Below are 25511 nucleotides of genomic sequence, written 5' to 3'. Positions count from 1 at the left end.
TATGAGCCATTTTTTATGTGCATTTTTCATATCGTAAACAATAGCTTTTAAGTTGCGTTACTACATCGTTGAAGCATACTTCAAGCTGCTGTATATATTCATTTTTAACTGTTTCGTTTTCTGCCTGTGTTTCTATCTGCTGGCATATATTTGCCAATTCAATAGCCCCTACCGATTTTGACGACGACTTTAAGGCATGAGCCTGAAAAGCCAAATCAACATAATTTTTACTCTTAGCATACGCATTAGCTAATTTAATTTGCTCCCCTGCCGTTTGTAAAAACGCATTAAACACCATGCAGTGCACAGTAGGGTCATCGCCAAGCATTGCTTTTAATAATGTGATATCTAGTTGATCAAAACTATCTGAAGCTATATTTTCACTATCAGATTTATCTGAACATGTACTAACCATTGTTTGAGAGTGTTCCATCAACAGCGACTTTAACTTAACAAGCTCAATGGGCTTGGTTAAAAAGCCGTTCATTCCACAATCATAACAATTATCTATATTGTTTTTGGTAATGTTGGCCGTAATTGCAATTATAATAAGTTTATCAAAATGAGTGTTTTCGCGTATTTTTTTGGTTAACCCTAACCCATCAAGTAGAGGCATTTGAATATCGGTTAGTAAAATATCGAAGTGTTTATTTTGCAGAGTTTCCCAGGCTTGTTCCCCATTACTTACAAAAGTAGAACACACTCCAAGCATGGTTAATTGCTGTTTTAATACTTGCTGATTTGTAACCTGATCTTCTGCCACTAAAACCTCAAGCGTAGGAAGAGTTACTGTATCTAAGCTTTGCAGTATTATTTGAGGTACTTGCACTTGTGCTGGCAAGTCAGTTTGCTCAAAGCTGTTAAAGTTTAGCGTAAAACAAGAACCTTTGTGCTGCTCACTTTGCGCGCTTAAAGAACCCTGCATACGCTCTACCAGCTGCTTAGTTATCACTAAACCAATACCCGTACCGTTTACTTTACTGGTTTCAGCTCCTAAACGGTCAAAAGGTTTAAATAAGCGAGAAATATCATCTGGAGCAAATCCACATCCGGTATCTGTTACATCTATTTCGCATTGTTTATTACTTAACACCCGGCAATTTATATTAATGCTGCCATTTGGTTTGTTGTATTTAATCGCATTTGAAAGCAAGTTAAGCATCACTTGTTTAAAGCGGCGCTGATCAATATAAATACTCAACCCTTCTAAGGACTCGAAACCTTGGGTATGCAGTGTTATTGATTGCCCTTTAACAAGCTCAGTGACAAGCTCTACTGACTCCTCTAATATGCTTTTAATAGGCACATAAGAAAAACTAAACTGCATATTACCCGACTCAATAGCCGTTAAATCAAGTACATCGTCTATAAGTAATAGTAAATGTTCTCCAGCTTGATAAATGCTTTTCGCGTTTTCTTTTTGTACTTTATTAGCACTCTCATCATATCCATACAGCTGGGCTAAGCCTAAAATTGCATTTAATGGGGTTCTTAATTCGTGGCTCATACTGGCCATAAAATCTGACTTTGCTTTACTTGCTGACTCAGCTTGAATTCGTAATACATTTAATTTTTGATGGTTATTAGCAACCTCATCAACCATGTTATTAAATGCACTTATTACGCTGCCTACTTCATTTTGTTGTTGTTTATCTATGTGGCAGTCAAAGTCACCTTTAGCTAAACGTGAAAACCCCTGCTTTAAAGTCCTTAAAGGCGACGTAACCCTGTAATCCACCAGCCAAGCTAAACCTATAAAAACGATAACTAAAATAATAAATTGTATATATATTAAGGTGTAATGAAGTTTTGAAGATTCGTTTATTTCATTCGTAAAATTAACAACCAAGCTAATATTAGCCAGCGGTTTATCTAAAAACACCACCTGCTGAGATAACAACATGTCGCCGTTTTCATTTGCTCCAACCCAGTTTTCAAGCGGGTATAATTGGTTATTTGAATCCACATCAACAATTTTAATACTTTTCCAATTAGGGCGAGTTTGGAGTTGGCTGTCTATTTCTTCATACAGCTCTGCATACTGCCTAGTTAACAACGGAGTCGTTATAGAAGTCGATAACTGCGCTAAAGAACGCTGAGCAGCCTTTGAAAGCCCATCGTTTACCCAACGCGCTTGCTCAGGTAAGGCGTAAAACATAAAAAGACAGGCCATAAGCAAGCCACAAAGCAATACAACAATAAAGCTTTGCGCCCTTAGACTACGAAACCCTCTAATTTTCAACATAAAATGAGCGCAAGCCCCACTGAGTTAACTGCTGATACTCTGCTAAAGTTGCAATACTAGGTTTAATAATTGGGATACCTGCAAGTAAATGTTTATGCTCTGGGCTTTGCCCAATATCTAAAATAGCTTGTTGCACTTTTAACTGTATTGCAGGGTCAACCCTTGGGTGGACTACAATTGGATGGCGACTAATTTCACGCGTTTTATAAAGAATTTTAAGCTTATTTTGCAAGCTTTCTGGTTGTTGTTTAAATGTGCCCATTACACCACCGCCCGCCATTGTTGAATGCAGTGCTACATTTAAATATACCGAAGGGTGGGTTTGAACATATACAGGCTTTATTGTTAGCCCATACAACAACGCTAAGTCGGCTCTCATTAATAATGACGCACCTAATGCATTAGGTGCAGGGAATGCTATTTCGGCGCCCTCTAATTGGCTTAAATTATCAATACCACTGTCTTTATTTACGAGCAAAATACCTTGCAGCTTTCGCCCTGCATCTTTTATTAGTGGCAAATATCCCTGCTTTTCATATGCTACAACACTGTGCCATGGATTCATGTATGCAAAGTCGTATTCGCCATTAGCAAAGGCTTTTTCAAATACCGGAATAGACTCAACTGTAATTAGCTTTATTGATACCCCTGTTTGCTTACTTACTTGCTTTAACAAAGGTTGCCAAATAGCATTTAGCTTTTGCGGCTCATATTGCGGCACTACACCAAAGGTATATTCTTGAGCCAATAAGAGTGAGCTGTGCATCAAACATAATATAGCCACTAAATACTTCATCAATTCTCCAAATAATAGCGTGTCATTATTGCTTAAGCGTAGTTAAAGACTACTCAACACACCATAAAATTATTATATATTCGATATTTAGCACTGACCTACTTTGATTACAGGTAGTTTTGAAGTGTATTTTTATGTGTGAGCATATGATGCAAATTAATAAAGATGTCGTAAGTACTTTTTAGGCCGGCTTTATTGCTTAGCCAAGTAGGGATTGATCCATGAGGCAAAGCTGGTTGGTATTTTGCTCATCTGCGCTTTTACTTCAAAAATATTATCACTGTGACTTTGATAATACACACTTAAGCCATTTTTATTTTTATACAAATGCCATGTTGGCTCAGCGTAAGTGTTAAAAATAACGAGTTAAAAAATAACGAATAAGCACCTTTGCAACTGAATTTCATTACAAAAGCGCATTATTTATTTTTGCCAGTAAGGTTCTATGTCAAATGAAGCAAGGCGACTTTGCTCCATCGCACTAACCAAATATTCAGACTTTTGTTCAAGCCATGACTGGATTTTAGCAAGCTGTTCGTCTTCTTGCCCTGCACATAACTGCTTTAAATACTCAAGCGTACTTAACTCATAAATACCATGAGAAATATCAAGCCAAGGCAATCTAAACTCTAGGCGTTCTTCTTTATCAAATAACGAACCTAAGCAGTTACCGCTAAGTAAACTATTTTCAAGTTGAGTGCGCAGGTTTAAATACGAAGCGACATCGAGTGTTTGTTCTTTAGGGAGTAATTCGTGCAGGTTTTTCCAGTCTTTATTAAAAAGCCTACTCGCAATAGACGACACGTTTTGCTCAGCCGCTTGAAGCTCTATTTGCCCCCAATCTTTACGCCACTGTTTATCAATTAACCACGTAGTTAACGACAGTAATAAACGATTATAACGTGCGCTATGAAACAGTGCATTTATATCGTCAATGCTTGGCTGTAACTCTTTTAAATCACCAATGACTTGCGTAAGTGCTGGCGCCGCATTAATTTTTTTATAAAAAGCATGGCGTTTAGACGTGTACGTTTTTAATTGAATCGCGTTTTCTACCCACGCTAATTCGCTTAATAACCATTTAAGCTCTGTACGTAAATGTTCTGTACTTTCTTTGGATACTATATCGTCGTACAGCCAAAAAGTATGGCGTATTAGGCTAATGCCGTCAGTTACGCGTTTAAGCGTTTTTAAACTTGGCTTATCGAAATAGCATTGCTCATGCTTTTGCACAAAGCGAATGCCAAAATTCATGGCTTCAACTAAAGCACGTTCTTGGGTAGTCGATTTTGGTAATTGAACAAAACCAATAGATTTGCTTGGTGTTAAAGGTTTTTCATCTGCAAGGCGATAACCACGCGCGGCCTTAGAGTATAATCCTAAACGGATACAGTTCTGGCTAACCAGTACATCTGCAAACGCAAACAACTCATTACGACTGCCCTCAACAAGCTCAATTTCAAGCTCGCTAATAATTTCAATTTTACCCGAAGCTGCAATTTCACCTTTATCGAGTACAACTTCAATTTTAGCGCCACTTTCGGTTTCAATTAACCAAGTACGACGAATAAAGTTAGTACTAAATATTGGATACAAATTTTTTGAGATTGCGCTTATTTGCATGCCATGAGGCCAAATATCAGCATCAAACGCCATTAAATTAGGGCGACTTGATTCAATTGGTAAATTGTACTCTGGACGTTGGTGTAAACCACCTACAACTTCACCTGCAAGCTTTATAGTTTGCTCGCATTCGCTGTCAGAACAGCGAGTTCTAAAGCCTATGTCAAGCGCTCTAAGCTCTCGGCTTGGCGTGTCGTAGTATGCATTTTGTAAGCTGCGTGACGGTTTATTCTTCACCGTTTTTGCAAATTGAGTAATTAACGAGGGGATCAGTGGAATAACGGCATCTGATACCAAAAATTTCAGTTCTATCTCAGTATCCATTCGGTTTGCGGATTACCTTTAAAATAAATAAGTGCTCAAAATAAACAAAGCACACTAACAATGCAAATTTTTTAGCCTTATTTTAGTGCCTGTTGACCTTTGTGGATTAAAATTCGTTCTATCTAGAGGCAATTTAATCGCGGGGCGAGGTTTGTAACCTAGTGGGCTCAGTAACTGCTCCTGCGTTACCCTACTGGGTTACAATATCAGTCTTGCTATTGAGCTATTTAATCCATACTATCTAACTACTTATGTGAAATGAAAATCACGTCCATAACGGACGCAGTTAGATCAACAAGGTAGATAAATGCTAAAACATTGTTTATTAGGGCTACTTTTAACAGCCACCACATTTATGAGTTATGCAGAAGAAGCAAAACCTGCAAATTCAACTAATGCAAACACCGCTTATATTATCGATAATTTATATACTTTTATGCGCTCTGGTGCGAGTAAAGACTATCGACTACTCGGCTCTGTAGATGCTGGAACAAAGTTAACCTTGTTATCTGCTGAAGAAAACGGCTTTATAAAAATTAAAGATGATAAAGACCGCGAAGGTTGGATAGAAACTAAGTTTGTTACCAAAACGGCTGGCTTACACCAACAGTACAAAACACTAAGTAGCGAAATGAGCACTATGCAAGAAAACCTGCGCCAAGCTCAAATAGAACTTCCGCAGTTACAAGAGCAAAACCAAACTTTAACTGATCAAAACCTGCAGTTATCGGCCCAAATTACTAAGCTTAAAACGACGCTAGAACAAGAGCGCACCCAAAAGGAAGCTGCTAGCTCAAAAGAGAAACGTCAGCTACTTACTTACGGTGGTGCTATTGCGTTTTTAGGCCTGTTTTTAGGTATTATATTAACGATAGTGTTGTCGCGTCGTAAGCGCTACGAAGGTTGGGCATAACCCTCCTTTCTATTGAATACAAAAAAGCCGCTTTATAGCTAACACCATTCAGTTAAGCATGTTTTGACTTAATGGTGTACCGAGTTTTTGAAATTCGAACGGTCCTACTTTTGGGCCGTTTTCTTTTTTCTGGAAGAATATAACGTTTCACTCGTTCTCGCATTGCCCTTAATTTCTTTGGAATTGAACCTGGCGAAGCGATGGCACACCAGAGTATTTCATCCTGTATATCCCGCAAAGCCATGACAAAACTAATTCTCAGCGGGGAGACTTTAGCCTCTTTGGCTATTCGACTTATCTCTACTCGAATTAAATTGTAGGCTAGCAATATACCCCATAGCTCTTGATTGACTCCATCTACAGTCTGACTACGCAAAAGAATACTATCCTCAAGCATCTGGTGTTTTATTTCTCCATAGCTATTTTCAATTTCCCAGCGCTCGAAATAGACATCAAGAATGGCCTGTGCACCAAAAGCCTGTTTATCATCCAAAGAGCACAGCAGACCTTTTATTTTTCCAGGCCCCATTGGCTCAGGATAAAGAACCAGTCTGGCCTGCCAGCACTCAGGAAGCGAAGGGTCTTGTTTTCTGGCATGCGCAGATACACTCATCTCTACTTTGAAGTCATGCTCAGAGTAAGATTCAATGACGGTGTATTGCGTGTTGCTTTTAATCGGGACCATCCAGTGCGACTGTGGGTGTTGCTTGCGCCAATTAATCAGTAGCTCAGCGCTGAGATAACATCGGTCAAAAATAGTTAGACTGTTATCACTTACATGACTAAATAACTGCTTTGCGTAGTTCACCTCACCTTGATAACTGGGCCCGAAGGCAACGTGGTGTATCAACCGGCTACGCAAGGAGCTTAAGGCGCATAGGCGTACAATAGGATATTCTGTATGACGGTTTTTACTGTGCTTAATATAGTGAAAGTGCTCAGCAAGAGCAGGTGTATCAGGTGCACGAAATTGCGTTCCATCGACAGAAAATAACCGGAGTCCATACCACGTATCATCAGCATCTTCTTCTTGTGTCCAATGGGCTGCACATAGGTGAAATAAGGCTTGGAGGGGGTCGCTACTCAGGCGCTGTCTCGCTTGAGGAATAGCACTTGGAGCAACCGTATCGCCCAGGGTATCAGTGAGTGTTAAATCTAACTTCTCAACAACGTCACTAATAGAGCGGTCGCGAAAAAGACCCATTGCAATGATAAGCCAGACGACAAGCTCAGCAGGTAACTTACGTTTGCAAATACTTGCTTTATCGGTCTGCTCGAGCACATTAGAAATCCACTCAAGAGGGATATGTTTCTGAAATGTAGATAAAGAGTCAGGAGTGGCGAATATATCTGTATCAAGTAACCAATGACTAAGCATAAAAATACCCTCATAATCAAAAGATGATAAGGGTATTGTGAAGCAACCAAAAGATCGGTCAACCGATCAAAAATACCTTAACTGATCGGTGTTAGCTTTATAGCGGCTTTTTATTCTCTGTATTTTCATGCAGTTCGATTTTTGGTGCACTCATACCTTTGAGTAACCGACCAAATATATCAGCGCCAGTAATAATGCGCTTCACATCACTCCACACTAACACCACGTCGTGATCAATGGCCCCATCAAACGATTTATCTAAAGAATGACTAGCCCGTATTTTTAAAATAACTTCACTCAGGCGCATCGCTTCATCAGCAACAATAATAGGTCTGTGACAATAATGATAAGGGTCGAACGTATCTGGTTCAAACAAGGCTGAACGTAAAAAGCCGTCAGCATCTACCACTAATAAAGGCCAACCGTCTTCATTGGTAATGATCACCCAGTTATAACCTGACTTATGTAGTTTTCGTAAAAACTCATTATCAGTCGTTAATGTAAGGTCTGGGAAAATAGGCAAATCAAGCTTAGTAGGCAAAGCAATAATAGAGTCTGGATCAATTACCTCACCCTCTTTGGTTACGCTTATTTCATCTAAGCTAAAAAAGTTAAGCGCGCCTATTCCCTCAACGTGCTGAACATCAGCCTCTTCTGCTTCTATATGTTTGCGAATAATACCTCTGAGCTCACTTTCAGCAAAGTACGTAATCCCCTCTTTACCTAACCATGCATCGAGAATTAAGGCCGTTGGCTTAGCAACTATATAAAACAGAATCTGATAAAACTTAATTAACGGCGAAAGTAGGCTCGCCATTTTTAGCGCATTACGCGAAAAATAAGCCTGCGGTGTTATTTCACCAATAATAGTAATTGCGATAGTTGAGAATAAAAACGAACTTGCGCCCATTAATACCGAATCAGAAAGTAGTGTAAGTAGTACGTTAATACCTACGTTGCCCCACAAAATAGTCGATAATAAAAAGTTAGAGTCGTTTCGAAGGGCCATCACTTTTATGGCCGCCTCGTTCCCTTTTGCACTTTCCATTTCGAGCTGAAGCCTACTTAGTGAAAAAAACGCTAAGTTTAAGCCCGAAAATATTGCTGATTGTGAAATACACAAAGCAATTGCACACCAAATCATGACTTCAAAGGTCATTGTATTTTCCTGTTAAAAATGCCTATAAAAGCAATAAACTGCCTAAACCTAAAAAGGTAACAAACCCAACAATATCGGTAACGGTAGTTAAAATTACCGAGCCAGATAACGCAGGATCAATTTTCATTTTGTCTAAAATAGACGGAATAACAACACCCGCTAGTGACGCAGCGACTAAATTCAATAATATGGCTACCGTAATCGTAATACTGAGCATTAAATCGTTAAACCATAAGAAGGTAAGCAGACCTATTACAAACGCCCATACCAAGCCATTTACAGCGCCAACACGTAGCTCTTTTTTAAGTAACGCATTGCGGTTTGAATCTGTAACCTGTCCGAGCGCTAAACCACGCACAATAACGGTTAATGTTTGACTACCTGCGATCCCGCCCATAGAAGCAACCACTGGCATTAATACAGCTAGTGCTACAACCTGTTCTATAGTTGCGCCAAATAAACCGATGAACCAGGACGCTAAAAAGGCAGTAGCTAAGTTAATACCTAACCATATACCACGGTTTTTAGCACTTTTTCGCACACTTGCGAACAGATCTTCGTCTTCACGTAAACCACCGGCTTTAGCGGCAGCTTCATCAGCAATTTCTTGACGTAATTCATAGGCTGAGGCAATGGTTAATCGCCCAAGTAATTTATTATCAGCATTTACCACTGGCAATGCCATTTTTTCACTGTGGATCACCACTTCTGCCGCTTCATATAAATCATCATCAGCATGGAGCGATGAAAAGTCATGATTTGCCAATGTCATTAAGTTATCGGTGTCGCTGGCTTTTATTAAATCATTTACCGCAACCTCACCTATTAAGCTGCCCTTACGGCTTACTAAATAAATAACCTCACTGTATTGCGGTAAACCTTTATGTAGCAATTTTTTAGCGCCACCGGCAGTTAGCTTCTCTGATACTTTTAAAAAGTCAAAACCTAACCAGTGACCAAGTTGTTCTGGCGGGTATTGCTGCGCTAAATCATATTGTTTGGTTTGCGCTTCATCGAGTTGCTTTTTTGCATACTCAACAAATCGCTCTGGTATAACTTCTTCAAGTTCCAGTAACTCTTCTACATTAACTTCATCAAGAAGCTTAAAAGCCTCGGTGTCTTCTAGTGTTTGCAGTAACCACAGGCAGCTGTCTTCACTTAAATTAACAAAAATTTCGTGTTGCGTGTCTTCGTCAAGTAACTGCCAAATTTCAAGTCGTTGTTCTTTTGGTATTGCCTCAAAAAGTAATGACAGGTGCTCTGTAGAAAGCGTTAACTGCGCATCTGCTAATAATTTATTTTTACGTTCTGTTGTATCGCATTGCAGTAAATCATTTATGAGTTGTGGAAGTTGGTCTACCGGATACTCAATCATCTTAAAACCTTAAATTTAAAAGCGTACATTACTCACAGTTTACTTGAACAATAAAAAATTGCAGAAAAAACGTGAACTTATTAAGCATGCGCAGGCTATTTTTGCGCATTGTATGGGCAAACTAAATGCAGTACTAATATTTATTTTAAAAAATTAAAAAAACAGTAAAAGGAATTATTTTTAAGGGATTAAACGACAAGTAAGCAAACCAAAGGGATTACTTATAATAAAAAAAATCCCATATTAGCCAGGCTAATATGGGCAAAATCACACAATGAATTAGGTGTTTTTAAATTACGGTTTGTGCTTTAAATTAAAGTCTATCGGTAATATTTCGTACTAAGTCAGAATCTACAAATTGAGTAATAAGTGCAGCGCCCCACGCATAGCCACGCTGTATTGGGTAACCTTTAAAAATCCAGCGTTTACGCACGTGATTAAAGCGCTCTAAATAGTCTTGCTTTTTTTGAGGCAGAGGTTGCTCGCCCAATTTATTCCATGCTTTATATACACCTGACATGTCAGATCCTCGCATAAAGCGTTGCAACCAGCGCGGAAAACGTGAAAAGCTAATAGTTGACTGAAAATCAATAAAATAAGGTTTACCGTCTGCGCCACATAAAATGTTACCCATATTACGCAAGTCTAAATGCACGATGCCTTTACGATGCATTTTTGCTACTTGACGCTCAAGCTCGCTAAAAAAGCTTACTGGTAGTGTTTTATCTTCATGAATTAAAGCACGCAGTGGCGTGCCTTCAATATAGTTATAAGCTACGGCTATCGGCGATAGTCTACAAAAGCGGTTCGCGACTGCATCAAGCTCAGCTAAACGGCTCAATCCTTTATATTCTTGATTCACCGACATACGAGCAAACGTTTTGCGAATAAGCCATGGGCTTTGGCTAAAATCTTTAACAATTAAATCAAATTCACTATCTTTATATCGATACACAATCGCATTAGCAAAACGCCCCTTATGAACAACACTTAAGTGATGTTGCATAAAAGTATGTTCTGGATATTGCTGCTGTAATTGTACTAACAAATTATTTTCAATCATAACAAACCTAACAAGATGATAACCTTGATTGCCTAGGCAACTATATTATCAAAGTTAGATTCTACGCACAATCAGATCAACTAATTAGCACGCCAACTTTCTGTTGAAACAGTATCGCTATTTTATTGATAATCTATTTGTGGGGGCAATTCCGGGTAATGTATCTAGGTTATTTATAGCTTTAAATAGTAAGTCTATTATTTGATTTTTTTCTGGTTCTGAAAAACCATTTAATGCTTGAGCATAGACTTCGTTTACTACAGGCATAATTTCTGGACAAAGAGCTTTACCTTTTTCACTTAAACACAAAATAGTTGAGCGTTTATCAAGCTCACATTGCGTTTTAATAATGAGTCCTTTTTCTTCCAGTCGGTTTAGTAAGCGACTCATAGCTCCACGATCATAAACCATATACTCGCAAAGTCCTGCAAGCGTATTAACCGACTCTCTCGCAAGTAGTACTACCACAATATATTGCGCTGAAGTTAAGTCCATAGGAAGTAACTTGGCATCAACATGAATGGCTAATCTCGAGCGTAAAAAAGACACTAAACGCCCCAAGTCTTTCTCTGGCGCTAACTCTTCTCGAGTACAACGTTTAATTGATTGCATGTTTTGCATGGTTATTCCACTGTATAGGTATATTTGCATGCTGATAGACCTTAACACATACAAAAAATTCAATAATTTTTATAAAAACTAAGCAGCTAAAACTAAGCCACAAAAATAAAGCCGCTATTAGCGGCTTTTACTGTAAAGCTTTAAACTTTGTTAAATTTTAAACTGGCCAACGAGTTGTCCTAAGTTTTCACCACGCGCAGCCAAATGCTGGCCTACCGAAGAGGTAGTTTTGCTTGAAATAGTTAGTTCATTAACGATTTCTTGAATGGCAAATACATTACGGTTTATTTCCTCTGTAACGCTACTTTGCTCCAGCGCCGCTGTCGCAATTTGCGTACTCATGTCGTTAATTGATCTAACTGAGGTTGTTACCGCACCTAAACTTTCTGAAATAGCACGAGACGATTCTACTGAGCGATTACAACTATTTTGACTCGCTTGCATTGCGGCTACAGCATCCGATACTAAATTATGCAGCTCACTCAACATTTCACTAATCTCTAATGTGCTAACTTGAGTACGACTTGCCAAGCTTCTTACCTCATCAGCAACAACAGCAAACCCTCGCCCTTGCTCACCCGCTCGTGCAGCTTCTATTGCAGCATTAAGTGCAAGTAAATTTGTTTGCTCGGCAATTCCACCAATTACGCTTAGTACACTATTAATCTTTTTAGATTGATCACTGAGTGAATCAACTTGTTCTGCGGCTAGGTTTATCTCGCCCATTAGGTTAGACACCTCACTGAGTGAAATATCAACACACTCTTGAGCTTTAGCAACTTCTTGCGTTGCCGCTTGGGTTGACTCTGCCACTTGATTCGTATTTTGAGCCACCTCATGAGAAGTAGCCGACATTTCGGTAATAGCCGTCGCAACAAGGTCTGTTTCATGATTGTGATTAAGTAACTTATCTTCAATCAATCGTGTCTGTGTATTTATATCACTAGAGGCTGTTTTCACATCGTGTGTTACATCAACCACATTGGCAATTATACCGTGAAGCTTACTTACAAACATATTGAATGCTTCGCCAAGTTGGCCTATTTCATCATTAGTATCAACGTCTAAACGCTTAGTTAAATCGCCCTCACCTTTAGCAATATCATCGAGGCTTTGCGCCATACGTTGTATTGGTTTTACCATTGTATTTGCAGCAATCAACGCACATATAATTGTTAAAACAACCCAAAATAAAGCAATTAATAATAGAGTCATTACCTTTTCATTCATATGCTTTTGCATTGTAGTTTCATATTTAAGTAGTTCTGCGTCTATATCATCCATATATGCGCCAGTACCAATCATCCAGTTTGTGCCCGGTATCATTACTGCATAGCCCATTTTTTCAACTAGGCCTGTAGTATTTGGTTTTTGAAAATGATAGTTAAAAGCACCGCCGCCTTTTCTAGCTTGATCTAATAAGCCAACTATTATTTTTTTACCATTAGGGTCAGTCATCCCTATTTTATTTTGTCCTTCAATAGCATCACCTAATAATGCATGAAAAACACTAATGCCATTTGTGTCGTATATGAAAAAGTAACCGCCCTGTCCAAACGTTAAGTCTCTCAGGGCATTTTTAGCATCCTGCTCAGAGCCATTTGCTAATTGATAGCGAACAATTTTGCTTGCAATCTCTACTTCAGTGCTCAATAGCGTTTGTTTGTCACGAATTAGCTTAGTTTGAAATGAATCAAAGTTTTGTTGCTGATTTTTATTTTCTAAATAATAAGAACTCAACATCAAACTAACCAAAAGTAATATTAGTGGCAAAATAGCTAATAACAACAGTTTGTTCTTTAAGCTTAAATTACTCATTATTTCTCCGAGGTATGTATATAGCAACAATAGCTAAAAACCGACAAAATAATTTATTTTTAGGTTAATTCGCTAGAAATTAAATTACGATTGTTTACATTATTTAATTAATACTTAAATGTAAACAAAATGGGCGGAGCCAAATTCAGATTATGGCTAATTAACGAATATTATAGCTATAAGAGAGGTATTTTGACACTAAAAAAACTGAGACCTTCGTCTTAATTAATGTATGAACTCCCCTCCTTTTGGAGTTGATTTTAAAGTATTTAGTTTTTTATTAATCTGAATTTAATTTGATTACGTATATAAATGGTTGGTTAACTTATATTATAATGAGTCAGCGCATCGCCCGTGTTAGTATGGGTTTTAAGTTCACGTTGACAATTCGCGCACAAAACCTCCCGTTAACACGTAACAACTATGCATCTCTAGTTATTAACAGCTAGAATTAAATCGGAACACATCACTTTGAGTCACAGTTATAATCTAATAAAAATGAATTATTAATGAAATATATTTTATACCTTGCACTTTTAGTATCTGCTCATGTATCTGCAGCGCCTGTGAATAATAGTATTGCATTTTACTATTCATCCCCTATGCCTTTAGCCGAAATGACTTTTTATTCCCGCGTGGTAGTCCAGCCCGAACTCGTCACCGAGCACGAACTTAATTGGTTTAAACAGCGTAATATCGCCGTTTATGCTTATTTAAGTGTTGGTGAGTCGTTTAATCAAAGTGAGTCATCACTTAGCATAAACCCCAACTGGAATAGCCACATTGCGGATTTAACATCTGCACATTGGCAACAATATATTGCAAACAGCGCTGCGGCATTAAAAGCACGTGGCTTTAGCGGCTTATTTTTAGATACCCTTGATAGCTATCAGCTATTAGATACTACACACAGTAAACCCGATCAACAAGCTGGGTTAGTCACCATAATAAGCTCACTATCTGAGACTTTTGATAAGCACCTTATCCTCAACCGGGGCTTTGAATTATTGCCTAAACTCTCTAATTTAGCCAAAGACTTAGTTGCTGAGGGTTTGTATAGCCACTTTAATCCAACCGACAATAGCTATAAGCTGACCAACAAAAACGACCAAGATTGGCTAAGCGCACAATTAAAAACAGCAAAAGACTTAGGCCTCAACGTCCAAGTTATTGATTATGCAAAACCCGATAATCGCCTAGCTATGGCGCAAAATATTATAGACGCAGGTTTTAATCCATGGGTAACCGATGGTCACCTACAAACATGGGGAACATCATCAATTACACCAGTGCCTAGGCGCATTTTGATCCCTTATAACAGCAATGTAAAACCACTCATTTACACTACAGTACATTTAAAACTTGCAACTATGATTGAGTATTTAGGGTATATACCTGATTACATAGATATGGCAAAGCGAGATTTACCTTTGGTTGACTCTAGCTTACATGCAGGTATTATCTCATGGACATCAAGTGACGCGTTTTACACGCCAACGCTTACCAATTGGCTTGAAGCTAATTTAGGTGTTGTGCCAGAGCTTATTTTGGGCGAATTACCACAAACAACCAAGCTACTTTCAAACTTGGGCATCGAATCATTAAACACGCCAACTGAAGGCCCTTATAAATTAGATAACTTTATACCTTGGCTTAAAGGCGAAGCAACAACGCCTCCTCCAATTGTTAAACCATACATGCTTAAATTAGCTGCTGATGCCACCCCTCTAATTACAATAAAATCAGCTGATAACACAATAGTTGTACAAGCAGCTAAAACTAAATATGGTGCAGTCGTAGTTGCTCCTTGGCTAATTGATACATTTCCGATGGAAGGCAGTAAATGGGTTATTGATCCACGTACACTACTAACTCAGGCTATGGGACTACCGCCTATATTAGTGCCTGATACAACCACCGAAAGTGGCAGGCGAATGCTTACGCTGCATATAGATGGAGATGGATTTACAAGTGTTGCACATTACGAAGGTAAGCCTTATTCAGCGGAAGTGATTCGAGATGAAATAATTAAACGCTATAAACTGCCTTTGACGTCATCTGTGATCCAAGCAGACATTGAAGAAGGCGGTATTCACTCTAAACAAAGTGCCAAACTTGAAGGCATTGCACGTAGTATTTTTAACCTACCTTACGTAGAAGTTGCTTCGCATACTTATAGTCACCCCTATTTTTGGACAGCACTGTCTGGGCGAAAAAAAATAGATGAGGATGACACCGATTACGGTTTTCATCTAGATGTACCTGGCTACAACACTATCAGCCTTAAAAAAGAAATTACAGATTCAATAAAGTACATTGATGAAAAGCTCACACCTAAAAATAAAAAAACAGTGATGATACTTTGGTCTGGTGATGCAACACCCGGTCCTAAAGCACTTGAACTTGCTCGTGATGCAGGCGTGTTAAATGTCAACGGTGGTAACACTGATGTAAATGCCGATAATCCTAGCCTTACACATATATCACCTATTGGCCGACCTGAGCGCGATTTGCTGTATCAAATTTATGCCCCCATATTAAATGAAAATGTTTACACAAACCTATGGCATGGCCCTTATTACGGCTTTAGACGCTTAACTGAAACATTCGAAATAACAGAAAAACCATATAGGTTAAAGCCTTACACTATTTATTATCACTTTTACTCAGGCGAAGTTCTTGCGGGTTTAGACGCTCTTAAACACAACATAGATTATGTTTTAGCAAGACCAAATACACCTGTGCACTTAAGCCATTATGCAAAAGTAGCAAAAGATTTTTACTTTTCTGCACTTGCAAAAAACAATAATAATGAATGGTTATTTAGCTCAAAATACATTCGTACTCTGCGAATACCTACCGATTTTGATGTGCCAAACATAGCTCAAAGTGAAGGTGTATCGGGTGTAACTGAAAAAGGTGACTACATACATATTATAAATAACATAGCTCGCCTTAGCTTTGATCACAGCCAAAATAGTAAAAAACCTTATTTAGCGTCTGCAAATGTTGTTATTAATAACTGGCAAGTTAACGGACCTGTTAGTTTTAAAGCGTGGGTGCCCGCTTCACTTGATTTAATGAATGCACGCTCTTGCGAATTTGTATCTAATTTGGGTGAGCACTTTAAAGGTGTAACACGCGCTAATGTGACACACTTTAATCTGCCAAAGGGTCAATTTTATGGTTATCTTAACTGCAATGGAGTCGCTCGATAATGAATGCTAAAAAGCGCCCTCAGTTAATTTCTGTAAAAACAATATTAACAATATTAGCTGTAAGTTGTTTTGCACTTTATGCATTATTTCCTCACACCTTATTTTTTGAAGATGATGAACTTTCACAAGATTATACCTTTGAAAAATCGTACCTTAATGCAGCGCTCAACACAGAGCCCGACAACGAAAAGCTACGCGCAAAATTGGTTGAGCTACATATAGGGCTTAGTGAGTATTCACAAGCTACTAACGAACTTGAAAAACTACCTAGAGGTGAGCGCAAAGCGACGCTTGAAATAAAGCTGCTTTACTCATTATGGCTAGCAAGCGGGGCTAATATTGACGACCGCTTTGAAGAGCTATCTTTAAAAATAGGTGTCCATAAGAATTGGGACGAACAAATACTAACTATTGCAAAATCAGTTGGGTTAAACGCAAAAGTTGCTCAGTATTATCAAAAAAATAAACAACCACTACTGGCAGCTGATTACTGGTTAAGCGCAGGCGAACCTGGCAAAGCTCTCGCAATTTATAAAACAAATATAAATGCTGACATTGCAGCTAAAGCGATTGAGACTGCACTGGGCGCAAATAACCCGATTCAAGCTTATGCATGGTGGAAAACCTATGGTGACAAAGCCGATGTTAAACGCACCCTTTATTTAGCTAACTTAGCTGGCAATACAGAAGTTGCAGCTCAAGCCATTGAAAGCTTATTAAAAGCTGAGCCAAATAACACCGACTACTTAACAAAAGCCATGCACCTGCGTTTAGCAAATGGAAATGCAAAAGGGGCAGAGCAATTACTCGCCAAATTATTACAACAAAGCCCAAATGATAAAGAACTACACTTACTAAATTGGAAGATAAAACGCTGGCAAAACAAGCCTAAAGAAGCGCTTCAAGAATTTAAATGGCTAATGTCTAACAGATCCGTAACTCCTGCGATGCTTACCGACAGTATTAACGATGCCACCGCTTTATATTTATACCAAGATGCTAATGATATATACGAATATAAAGCTCAAAACAGAAGTCTGAAAGGCAATGGGTTTGCTAATTGGATGCAAGCTAACGAATTTATTGGTAACACAAAGCAAGAGTTAAATAATATTGAACGCTTTGAGCAAATAAATGGTAAAAGTGCATTATCACAATATTGGAAAGCAAAAGTACTTCACGATACTGGTAATTTAAAAGCCTTAAGGGTCTTGTGGCCTACATATAAAGGGCCTAAAAATGAAGAAGACTTACTTTGGATTGCCCGCGCATTTTGGCTAGAAGATGACTTTGCTACAGCTCTGCAAGTACTAAAAAGCAAGCAAGAAAGTTCTGATGATGAGTTTTGGAGTGCCCATGTGGACATGGCAATGCGAGTCCAAGACAAAGTTCAAGAATTATATGCACTTGAACAGTTACAAAAAATAAGCCCTTTAAGCGTAGGCGACATGCTGCATTACCAACAATTAAAGTTTGAAGGTAAACCTCAAGAGCTTCTTGATTATTTATGGAAAAGCGAGTCGCAAACTGACCGTCAATTGATTCAAATTGCATTGCTGAGCACCCAAGTAAATGATGCTAAATCAGTTGCACGCATTCATGCTGAACTTGATAAGCAGCGCTATAATAAAGCCCTCTACCCTGCTTGGTTAATTCTTTCAAATTGGTATCAAAACCAAAGTGATTTAAATTATGCTTACACAACGCTTAACCGCGCCGCTAAATTAAGCGAATACAACCCTGATGTTGTGCTTGCACAAGGTTGGTTAGCACTGCAAATGCACGACACTGTGATGATTAGCCGCATTTTAGCTCGCTATTCACAAAGTGATCCTTCCTATGCGTGGACCCAGCTATTAGCAAGCTTATCTATTCACGAAAAATCATATAATAGTGCTTACTTTTATTTGCGTAAATTAGCCATTGCAGATCCAAGTGACTTAACAACACTGGTTAACTTAGCCGATGTAATGAAGCAACTTGGTTATTATGCAAATGCTGCTGAACTTAATCACTATTTACTGCAACACTTACCTAAAGATAAATATGCATACAGAGGCTTAATGTTCCGCTGGGCGGGCGCGATGGCTGTTCCTCATTTAATGCAATTAAACACAATGGAAGAACTTGCCCCCGACACTATTGGTGAGCCCCAAACAAACTGGTGGTTAGCGCGCAAGGCCGCACAAAAATTAGAGCCATGGCAAAAACTACAACTTTATATGACCAACGGCGAATTTAATAAAGCGAAACAGCTTATAGCTGAAGGTTCACTAAGCAAATTAGATGAGCTAAACGCCCTACTCTATTTAAAACAACCCTATGCCACCATGCAACGTTGGTACGAAGAACTCACTGGCGAGGCAAATGAATCGCAATTGAGTTTACTCAGAAATGCACGCGCATCCTATTTTAGAGCGCTTGAAATAAACCTATCGCCAGAGGCTGGTTTAAACAGTAGCCAGTATGATGTAAACGTTTATTTTCCTTATGCTAATGGGCAATGGAAATTAAGTTTAAGTAATCAGCAAAATCTTGATAACAACGGATTACTGTTCGCGATAGAAGATAAGATGACATTTGGTCGTTGGTATTTTGATGCAAAAATAGATTCTCACCAAGGCAGCTTAGTTAGCCGTCAAGGTTTTAGCTTGGACTCTCGTTATCAATGGGATTCGCGTACACAGGTAGGTTTAAAGCTTGAATATAATGTTGAAAACCGCCAATCAGAAGCGCTACTTAGCTATGCTCAGCTAGATAAAGCCACGGCCTATGTTAACTACAACATTGATAACAGACAAAATGTGCAGCTTTCAGCAGCAGCGATGTCTTTTTCTCGAAGAGACGATGGTAGCTCACTCATTAATGGCCAAGAATATAACGCACGTTATCAGTACAGCATTTTAAAAGACCGCCCAATTTGGAACGCTTATTTTAGTGCGCAATGGCAAGACTTTGAACGTGTTAATGCATTAATAAATACAGATGCAAGTAGAAGACCGCTAAGAGTTGACCTTCAACCATTTAGACGTTTTGCACTAGGGACCTCATTTGCTTCAACAGGTTCGTTGGAGCCGCCTTATTTAGGCGCAAGCCCTTCATGGTTATTTGATATAAGTACTGGCTATCAAACACTTAACGATACAGTAGATGTATCAGTTTCAAGTGGCGCTGGTTGGTCTGTACTGGGCGATGATTTATTTAAATTACAGCTGGGTTACCAAAGTAGTAATAAAGTGGGTAACTCAGATACACAATTACAATTAGGTTATTACGTACATTTTTAATGTTAGGAGAGAGTATGTTTCGTTTAATTATACCGTGTTTGGTATTACTATTATCAGCATGTACCACCAGCAGAGTTGCTGATGATGTAGAGCTTAGCCCTTCAAAAATTGTGGCATTAATGCCACTTGTTAATCATGCTCAAACACCGCTTGCTGGTGAGCGTGCTGAAGATATTTTAGCCAGTATTTGGCAACAAAATAAATTACCAACTCTTATACGCGCACCTCGTGTAAACACCAAAGAGCTTCCACCACTGGACGATCAATACCGTTTAGACAATGCTATGCAGTGGTTAAGCACTCAACAAGCTGACTATGTACTAACAGGCAGCATTGAAGAGTGGCGCTACAAAGCTGGGCTTGACGGCGAACCCGTTGTTGCACTTACATTATCACTTACTGAAAATGGACAAACAACGCCGATTTGGACGGGTACTATTGCTAAAAGTGGTTGGGGCCGCGATAGCATTGCAGCAACAGCACAAGATGTGATTGCCGATTTAATTTCTTATATAGAGGTTAGTGAGTGAAAACACATTTCCTTAGACCAAGAGACGTTCCTGAGCTACAAATATGGGCTGAGGTATTTATATTTACCGCGCTTGCTTTAGGGCTGCCTGTATTATTTAACGCAGAGGACCCATTTTGGACTGAGGGAGGGTTTTCGTGGCCTGTACTTGGCCCACTTTTAGTTTCTCTACGTTATGGCTTTTCAAAAGGCTTTATTAGTATTTTATGTTTGCTTGTTGGTCAACTTTTTTTACTTCAAGCAAATATTTTATCACCACAAAGCGACTTCAATATTAACGCCATGATTGGCTACATTATTGTAATTATGATCACTGGCGAATTTAGGGATGTGTGGGAACGTACTAATCAACAACAAAGTATTCAGCTTGAGTACGTAACCGATCGCCTTGAAACATTTACTCGTCAGTATCACTTAATTAATTCATCTCACGATAGAATAGAGCAAATGCTTGCTGGCCATACGTTAAGTTTGCGTGAATCGCTACAAGCAGTAAGAACCTCTATCGGGCTATTAAAAGAAAGAAGGCTTGATAGCGCAGCGCAAAAAATAATCGACCTATTCGTTGAATATGGTTTATTAGAAAGAGCGGGTTTATATAAAGTTGAAAAAGACACTGTTTTAGAGCCACCACTTGCCTCTATTGGCCAAATGGGTCAAATAGCTGAAAATGATCCTCTTATATTAGCGATGATTGAAGAAAAAGAATTAGTATCAGTAAAAGACGCAAAAACTGCGTTAGGTATAAGTAAATACCATATGGCAATCCCACTTATCGACGTAAATAATACAATTTATGGCGCTATTTTAGTTGAAAGAGTACAATTTTTTGCGCTTAAAAATACCACTCTTACACTACTTGCTGTTATGGCTGGGCATATTGGCGACCTACTGCGCCATGAAATAACAAACCCAGTAATGACTTATGAAGAGTCTCCATACTTTATTCGCCAAGTTAAACGCGCGAATAAAGAAGCTAAACGATACAACATTCCATCGCAGCTGCTAAAAATAAAAGCCAATAATATTACTGATAAATCGACTCAACTTATGAGTTATTTAAGTGAAGCACGCCGTGGTTTAGACATTTATTTGTATGATAATCAAAATCAGGTATTACTGCTATTAATGCCATTAGCTGATGAACTTGAAAAAGCAGGCTTTATTGCCCGAATGAACACTTGGTGTAAAGAGCGCACTGGTAGCACTTTAGCTGAGCTTGATATTGTTATTGAGCAACAACTTGCACTACCAATAAGCTCAGATGACATAAAGAGATTGGTTTCACTTTCATGATTATAATTATTGTAGCGGCTATTTTAGGGTGTATTTGCCAGTACTTTGCACTAATAGAAGTACTGGAAACACCTAATTGGTTTTTAGCTATATTATTGCATGCTATTGCTAGCATCCTTTTTGCTATTGTTAGTTATGTTTTTATACCTAAAAAATACAAAACGACTCCTTATAGCTCTTTGCTACTCATGTTTTTATTATTGTTTACATTACCAGTACTTGGAATTATAGGTGTTGTAGTAGCGCTTACGTTTGCTCTTTGTAAACCTCTCAAAAACGACGAGATAGAAATAGAAGAGCATAAAATACCTGAGCTTCCTTTTGAAGCCAGAGCAATATCAGCAAACCCGACCTATTCTATTGGCGGACTTAAAGCAATTTTGAAGCACGCGAGTGAACCAAATAAACGTTTAAGTGCTGTAATGGCAGCTCGTCACATGAGTGACTCACAAGCTATTCCTATTTTAAAGCTAGCACTTAAAGATTTAGAAGATGATATTCGACTACTCGCCTACTCAACCCTTGATGGTAAAGAAACCAAACTCAACGAAAAAATCAGTTTGTATCAGCAAGAAATAGCCGTTACGACTAAGCAGCCCAAATTGAGCCATTTACAAAAACAGCTAGCCGAACTGTATTGGGAACTAAGCTACTTAGGCTTAGCCCAAGGTGCACTGCGTAAATACGTTTTAGAAAAGGCAGAAGCACTTGCAGAGCAAAGTATTGAGCACGTAAAAACACCTGCAACCTTTATATTTTTAGGCCGAATATCTTTAGCCTTAGACAAATACGAAATAGCCCATGAGTACTTACTCAAAGCAACTGAATTTGGTATGGCAAGGCGTCATGTTCTCCCTTATAAAGCCGAAGTTGCCTTTTGTATGAACAAGTTTGACGACTGTAAACGCTACTTAAAAGAACTCCCAGAACAACCTAAAGGCAGTGAATTACGTCATTTGCAGGAGTATTGGCATGAGTAATAAAGATGCAGACATTTTACTGCTTTTGGAAGGTACCTACCCTTACGTACGTGGTGGTGTATCTAGTTGGGTTCATCAAATAATTGAAGGGTTACCTCATTATAACTTTGAGCTTGTTTTTATAGGTGGAGCACCAGAGCATTATGGCGAGATTCAATATACTTTACCTGAAAACGTTACCAAGCTGCATGTTCATTATTTAGTGGAAAATGACACTTCTGAAATAAAAGCCAAGCATGGGGTTAAATATAAAAAAGAGCTCTTTGATTTCTGGCAACAACTACAAAATTATTTTAGAGATTGTAACGAGCCTATCCCGACTGAATTGTTAAAATTTGCATTTGAAACTTTGGCTAAAAAAGACGGTATTAACGAAGCCGACTTTTTATATAGTGAATCATCGTGGCAAGTGCTCACTAATTACTATTCAACTTTTTGTGATGAATCCTCTTTTATTGACTTTTTTTGGTCATACCGCAATTTATATAAACCGCTATTTAAAATAGCCGAAATTGCACGTGGACTTCCAAAAGTTAAACTTATTCACTCAATATCTACCGGGTATGCTGGTATTTTAGGATCTGGTGCCAGTGTAATAAGCGATACTCCCTTTTTGTTGACCGAGCATGGTATTTACACCAAAGAGAGAAAAATAGATCTTATTCAAGCCAGTTGGATCAAAGAGTCTGAACAAAGCCTAGGTAAAAACTTAAATACCGAGATGGGCTTTATTCGCCGAATGTGGATCAGCTTTTTTGAGCAAATAGGCCGAACAACATACCAAGAAGCAGATAAGATCATTTCGCTATACGATGGTAACAGACAGCGCCAAATAAAAGATGGTGCAGCGCCTGAAAAAGCATTTGTTGTACCTAATGGTATTAAAACAGTGCGCTTTATTGAAGCGCTTGAGCAGCGTCCAAAACAGATACCACCGGTTGTTGGATTAATTGGACGTGTAGTGCCTATAAAAGATATTAAAACCTTTATACGTGCGATTAAAGAAGCGCAATCGATATTACCAGAGATAGAAGGCTGGATCATCGGCCCTTATGAAGAAGATCCGCAATATTACAAAGAGTGTGAACTACTTGTAGGCAGCCTTGATTTACAAAACAGTGTTAAGTTTTTAGGTATGCAAGATATTACCAAAATTTTACCTAAGCTCGGAATTGTTGCTTTAACCTCGATTTCCGAAGCGCAGCCTTTAGTGCTTTTAGAAGCAATGGCGGCCGGTGTGCCTGTACTTGCTAGTGATGTTGGCTCGTGCCGCGAAATAATCGAAGGCGGCACCGATGAAGATAAAGCATTAGGTAAAGCTGGTGAAGTTGTCTCAATTGCTTCACCTAGCGAAACAGCACAACAAATATCAAATATGCTAACAAATGAGCAAGCTTGGCTTGAGTATCAAAAAAGTGGTTTAGACCGCGTACAAAAATTTTATGACGAGAGCCACATGTTTGCCCGTTACGATAAACTTTATAAGGATACAATGGCATGGCCGGAATAGGTTTTGAGATACGAAAAATTCTCAAAAAAAATACCCTGCTCTCAGTTTTTGAAGCATACGGCTACGCAGGGTTAATAGGCTCAGGCCCCTGGCTGCTCTCTATTGTAGCGTTAATGCTAATTGGTATTTTAAGTTTAGGAATTGTATTACCTAAAGTACTTATTATTCAGTTTTTAACGCTTGTTACCTACATGATGGCAGCCTCACTTATTTTAACGGGTGGCTTGCAGTTATTACTAACTCGGTTTATTGCCGATTTGTTTTTTCAAAAAGAAGAGGCAAAAGTACTCCCTAATTTACTTGGTGCGCAACTTGTAACAACAATAGCTGCGTTATTGGTGGGCTTAGCTGTATGGCCTATGCTCCCTATACCCGTTGTTACTAAGATTATAATTTTAGGTGCCTTTGTAAGCTTATGTAATCAGTGGCTTGGCGCTATTTTTCTATCAGGTATGAAAGAGTACCGGTTAATTTTAATAACTATGCTAAGTGGTTACGCCTTTATGGTATTGCTTGCATATTTATTAAGAGACTGGCAGCTAGACGGCTTATTTTTTGCGTTTTTTGCAGGCGAAGCACTGCTCTTTTTTAGCTTTTTATTTATGATTATTCGCCGCTACCCAGGTGAAAAACTTATAAGCTTTGACTTTTTAAGCAATAAAAAAGTGTATTACAGCCTATTCTTTTGTGGTCTGTTTTATAACATTGGTGTATGGGCTGATAAAATCATTTTTTGGTATTCTCCAAGCACATCAATTCAAATTATTGGTACATTAAGAGCCAGCCCAATTTATGACTTACCTATATTTTTGGCTTATTTGTCTATTATCCCCGGTATGGCGGTATTTTTAGTAAAAATGGAAACAGACTTTGTAGAAGAGTACGACCGTTTTTACACCGCTATTCGTGGTGGCTCATCTCTTGAAGAGATCTACATATTAAAAGACAGTATGATCCAAACTGCGCGTGCCGGTTTATACGATATATTTAAAATTCAGGGTATTACCGTTGCCTGCTTATTATTATGGGGTGAGCAAATACTTACCTTTATTGGCATTGATCCAAACTATAAAACGCTTTTATTTATTGATGTAGTAGGTGTAGGCGTACAAGTTATATTTTTATCTATTTTAAATATTTTGTTTTATTTAGATAAACGCTCAACAGTGCTATTTTTAGCGGGGTTATTTTTGGTAATAAACGTTGTTTTAACTTTGTTATCAATTGCTTTTGGACCGCAGTTTTATGGCTATGGCTTTGCATTAGCAACCATTATTACCTCGGTAGTAGGATTATTTTGGCTTTCAAAACAATTTGAAGATTTAGAATACGAAACGTTTATGCTGCAATAGCATAATATAAAAACTTAGCATAAA

At 38.5% G+C, this 25511-nt stretch carries 17 protein-coding genes; 8 read left to right on the top strand and 9 right to left on the bottom strand.

Translation table 11 applies throughout. From position 1 onward, the window contains the following. Positions 1-13 precede the first annotated feature (13 nt). The 3 genes from I6F40_RS06185 to I6F40_RS06175 form a co-directional block, all read right to left on the bottom strand. The gene (locus I6F40_RS06185) at positions 14-2245 is read right to left on the bottom strand and encodes an ATP-binding protein (protein ID WP_197192660.1); all 2232 of its coding nucleotides are present in this window, start codon (positions 2243-2245) and stop codon (positions 14-16) included. Next, positions 2232-3041: a phosphate/phosphite/phosphonate ABC transporter substrate-binding protein gene (locus tag I6F40_RS06180; RefSeq protein WP_166378560.1), complete on the bottom strand. Its 810-nt coding sequence runs from the start codon at positions 3039-3041 to the stop codon at positions 2232-2234. Before I6F40_RS06180 ends, I6F40_RS06185 begins: the two co-directional genes overlap by 14 nt. 423 nt (positions 3042-3464) lie before the next feature. Next, entirely contained in the window at positions 3465-4988 is a 1524-nt protein-coding gene (locus I6F40_RS06175; RefSeq protein ID WP_007584831.1) for a CYTH and CHAD domain-containing protein, read from the bottom strand. Positions 4989-5295: 307 nt separating this feature from the next. Between I6F40_RS06175 and I6F40_RS06170 the strand changes: the two genes are divergently transcribed. Then, positions 5296-5901, top strand: a complete 606-nt coding sequence (locus tag I6F40_RS06170; RefSeq protein ID WP_166378562.1) for a TIGR04211 family SH3 domain-containing protein — start codon at positions 5296-5298, stop codon at positions 5899-5901. 52 nt (positions 5902-5953) lie between these two features. Here the strand turns inward: I6F40_RS06170 and I6F40_RS06165 are convergent, their stop codons facing one another. The 6 genes from I6F40_RS06165 to I6F40_RS06140 form a co-directional block, all read right to left on the bottom strand. Beyond that, complete coding sequence (locus I6F40_RS06165; RefSeq protein ID WP_197192659.1) at positions 5954-7279, bottom strand: IS4 family transposase; 1326 nt, start codon at positions 7277-7279, stop codon at positions 5954-5956. 97 nt (positions 7280-7376) lie between these two features. Next, positions 7377-8438 (bottom strand): DUF21 domain-containing protein, encoded by a 1062-nt coding sequence (locus I6F40_RS06160; protein WP_166377829.1) that lies wholly within the window; start codon positions 8436-8438, stop codon positions 7377-7379. A 22-nt stretch (positions 8439-8460) separates the two neighbouring features. Beyond that, the gene (locus I6F40_RS06155) at positions 8461-9813 is read right to left on the bottom strand and encodes a magnesium transporter (RefSeq protein ID WP_007584828.1); all 1353 of its coding nucleotides are present in this window, start codon (positions 9811-9813) and stop codon (positions 8461-8463) included. 313 nt (positions 9814-10126) lie between these two features. Further along, positions 10127-10876 (bottom strand): RIO1 family regulatory kinase/ATPase domain-containing protein, encoded by a 750-nt coding sequence (locus tag I6F40_RS06150; RefSeq protein ID WP_197192658.1) that lies wholly within the window; start codon positions 10874-10876, stop codon positions 10127-10129. 117 nt (positions 10877-10993) lie between these two features. Further along, the gene (locus tag I6F40_RS06145) at positions 10994-11527 is read right to left on the bottom strand and encodes a MarR family winged helix-turn-helix transcriptional regulator (protein WP_231609312.1); all 534 of its coding nucleotides are present in this window, start codon (positions 11525-11527) and stop codon (positions 10994-10996) included. Between the two features lie 120 nt (positions 11528-11647). Beyond that, entirely contained in the window at positions 11648-13315 is a 1668-nt protein-coding gene (locus I6F40_RS06140; protein ID WP_197192657.1) for a methyl-accepting chemotaxis protein, read from the bottom strand. A 509-nt stretch (positions 13316-13824) separates the two neighbouring features. Between I6F40_RS06140 and I6F40_RS06135 the strand changes: the two genes are divergently transcribed. From I6F40_RS06135 to pelG, 7 genes are read left to right on the top strand one after another with little or no spacing between them, the layout of a single operon-like run. Next, the gene (locus I6F40_RS06135) at positions 13825-16533 is read left to right on the top strand and encodes an endo alpha-1,4 polygalactosaminidase (RefSeq protein WP_197192656.1); all 2709 of its coding nucleotides are present in this window, start codon (positions 13825-13827) and stop codon (positions 16531-16533) included. Continuing rightward, on the top strand, positions 16533-19820 hold the full coding sequence (locus tag I6F40_RS06130; protein WP_197192655.1) for a tetratricopeptide repeat protein: 3288 nt from the start codon (positions 16533-16535) through the stop codon (positions 19818-19820). The genes I6F40_RS06135 and I6F40_RS06130 overlap by 1 nt, the downstream gene beginning before the upstream one ends. A gap of 14 nt (positions 19821-19834) precedes the next feature. Further along, positions 19835-20350 (top strand): hypothetical protein, encoded by a 516-nt coding sequence (locus I6F40_RS06125; protein ID WP_007584808.1) that lies wholly within the window; start codon positions 19835-19837, stop codon positions 20348-20350. After that, positions 20347-21645 carry a PelD GGDEF domain-containing protein gene (locus tag I6F40_RS19845; protein ID WP_197192654.1) on the top strand — a complete coding sequence of 433 codons (1299 nt, stop codon included), beginning with the start codon at positions 20347-20349 and terminating at the stop codon, positions 21643-21645. The genes I6F40_RS06125 and I6F40_RS19845 overlap by 4 nt, the downstream gene beginning before the upstream one ends. After that, positions 21642-22625 (top strand): HEAT repeat domain-containing protein, encoded by a 984-nt coding sequence (locus I6F40_RS06115; protein WP_007584805.1) that lies wholly within the window; start codon positions 21642-21644, stop codon positions 22623-22625. Before I6F40_RS19845 ends, I6F40_RS06115 begins: the two co-directional genes overlap by 4 nt. Continuing rightward, complete coding sequence (gene pelF, locus I6F40_RS06110) at positions 22618-24135, top strand: GT4 family glycosyltransferase PelF (protein WP_197192653.1); 1518 nt, start codon at positions 22618-22620, stop codon at positions 24133-24135. The genes I6F40_RS06115 and pelF overlap by 8 nt, the downstream gene beginning before the upstream one ends. Next, positions 24123-25487 (top strand): exopolysaccharide Pel transporter PelG, encoded by a 1365-nt coding sequence (gene pelG / locus I6F40_RS06105; protein ID WP_007584803.1) that lies wholly within the window; start codon positions 24123-24125, stop codon positions 25485-25487. The genes pelF and pelG overlap by 13 nt, the downstream gene beginning before the upstream one ends. Positions 25488-25511 lie beyond the last annotated feature (24 nt).

It is taken from the genome of Pseudoalteromonas sp. SWXJ133 (genome assembly GCF_015864365.1).
Classification (GTDB): Bacteria; Pseudomonadota; Gammaproteobacteria; order Enterobacterales; family Alteromonadaceae; genus Pseudoalteromonas; species Pseudoalteromonas arctica.
The sequence above is the reverse complement of the archived record's forward strand: the minus strand, read 5'-3'. Positions and strand labels throughout refer to the sequence as shown.

Bases quoted from the DNA above. Each gene is read 5' to 3' on its own strand.
- pelF (WP_197192653.1), top strand. From the start codon at position 22,618: ATGAGTAATAAAGATGCAGACATTTTACTGCTTTTGGAAGGTACCTAC.
- I6F40_RS06140 (WP_197192657.1), bottom strand. From the start codon at position 13,315: ATGAGTAATTTAAGCTTAAAGAACAAACTGTTGTTATTAGCTATTTTG.
- I6F40_RS06125 (WP_007584808.1), top strand. From the start codon at position 19,835: ATGTTTCGTTTAATTATACCGTGTTTGGTATTACTATTATCAGCATGT.
- I6F40_RS06135 (WP_197192656.1), top strand. From the start codon at position 13,825: ATGAAATATATTTTATACCTTGCACTTTTAGTATCTGCTCATGTATCT.
- pelG (WP_007584803.1), top strand. From the start codon at position 24,123: ATGGCCGGAATAGGTTTTGAGATACGAAAAATTCTCAAAAAAAATACC.
- I6F40_RS06115 (WP_007584805.1), top strand. From the start codon at position 21,642: ATGATTATAATTATTGTAGCGGCTATTTTAGGGTGTATTTGCCAGTAC.
- I6F40_RS06175 (WP_007584831.1), bottom strand. From the start codon at position 4,988: ATGGATACTGAGATAGAACTGAAATTTTTGGTATCAGATGCCGTTATT.
- I6F40_RS06180 (WP_166378560.1), bottom strand. From the start codon at position 3,041: ATGAAGTATTTAGTGGCTATATTATGTTTGATGCACAGCTCACTCTTA.
- I6F40_RS06185 (WP_197192660.1), bottom strand. From the start codon at position 2,245: ATGTTGAAAATTAGAGGGTTTCGTAGTCTAAGGGCGCAAAGCTTTATT.
- I6F40_RS06145 (WP_231609312.1), bottom strand. From the start codon at position 11,527: ATGCAAATATACCTATACAGTGGAATAACCATGCAAAACATGCAATCA.
- I6F40_RS06130 (WP_197192655.1), top strand. From the start codon at position 16,533: ATGAATGCTAAAAAGCGCCCTCAGTTAATTTCTGTAAAAACAATATTA.
- I6F40_RS06155 (WP_007584828.1), bottom strand. From the start codon at position 9,813: ATGATTGAGTATCCGGTAGACCAACTTCCACAACTCATAAATGATTTA.
- I6F40_RS06165 (WP_197192659.1), bottom strand. From the start codon at position 7,279: ATGCTTAGTCATTGGTTACTTGATACAGATATATTCGCCACTCCTGAC.
- I6F40_RS06150 (WP_197192658.1), bottom strand. From the start codon at position 10,876: ATGATTGAAAATAATTTGTTAGTACAATTACAGCAGCAATATCCAGAA.
- I6F40_RS06170 (WP_166378562.1), top strand. From the start codon at position 5,296: ATGCTAAAACATTGTTTATTAGGGCTACTTTTAACAGCCACCACATTT.
- I6F40_RS06160 (WP_166377829.1), bottom strand. From the start codon at position 8,438: ATGACCTTTGAAGTCATGATTTGGTGTGCAATTGCTTTGTGTATTTCA.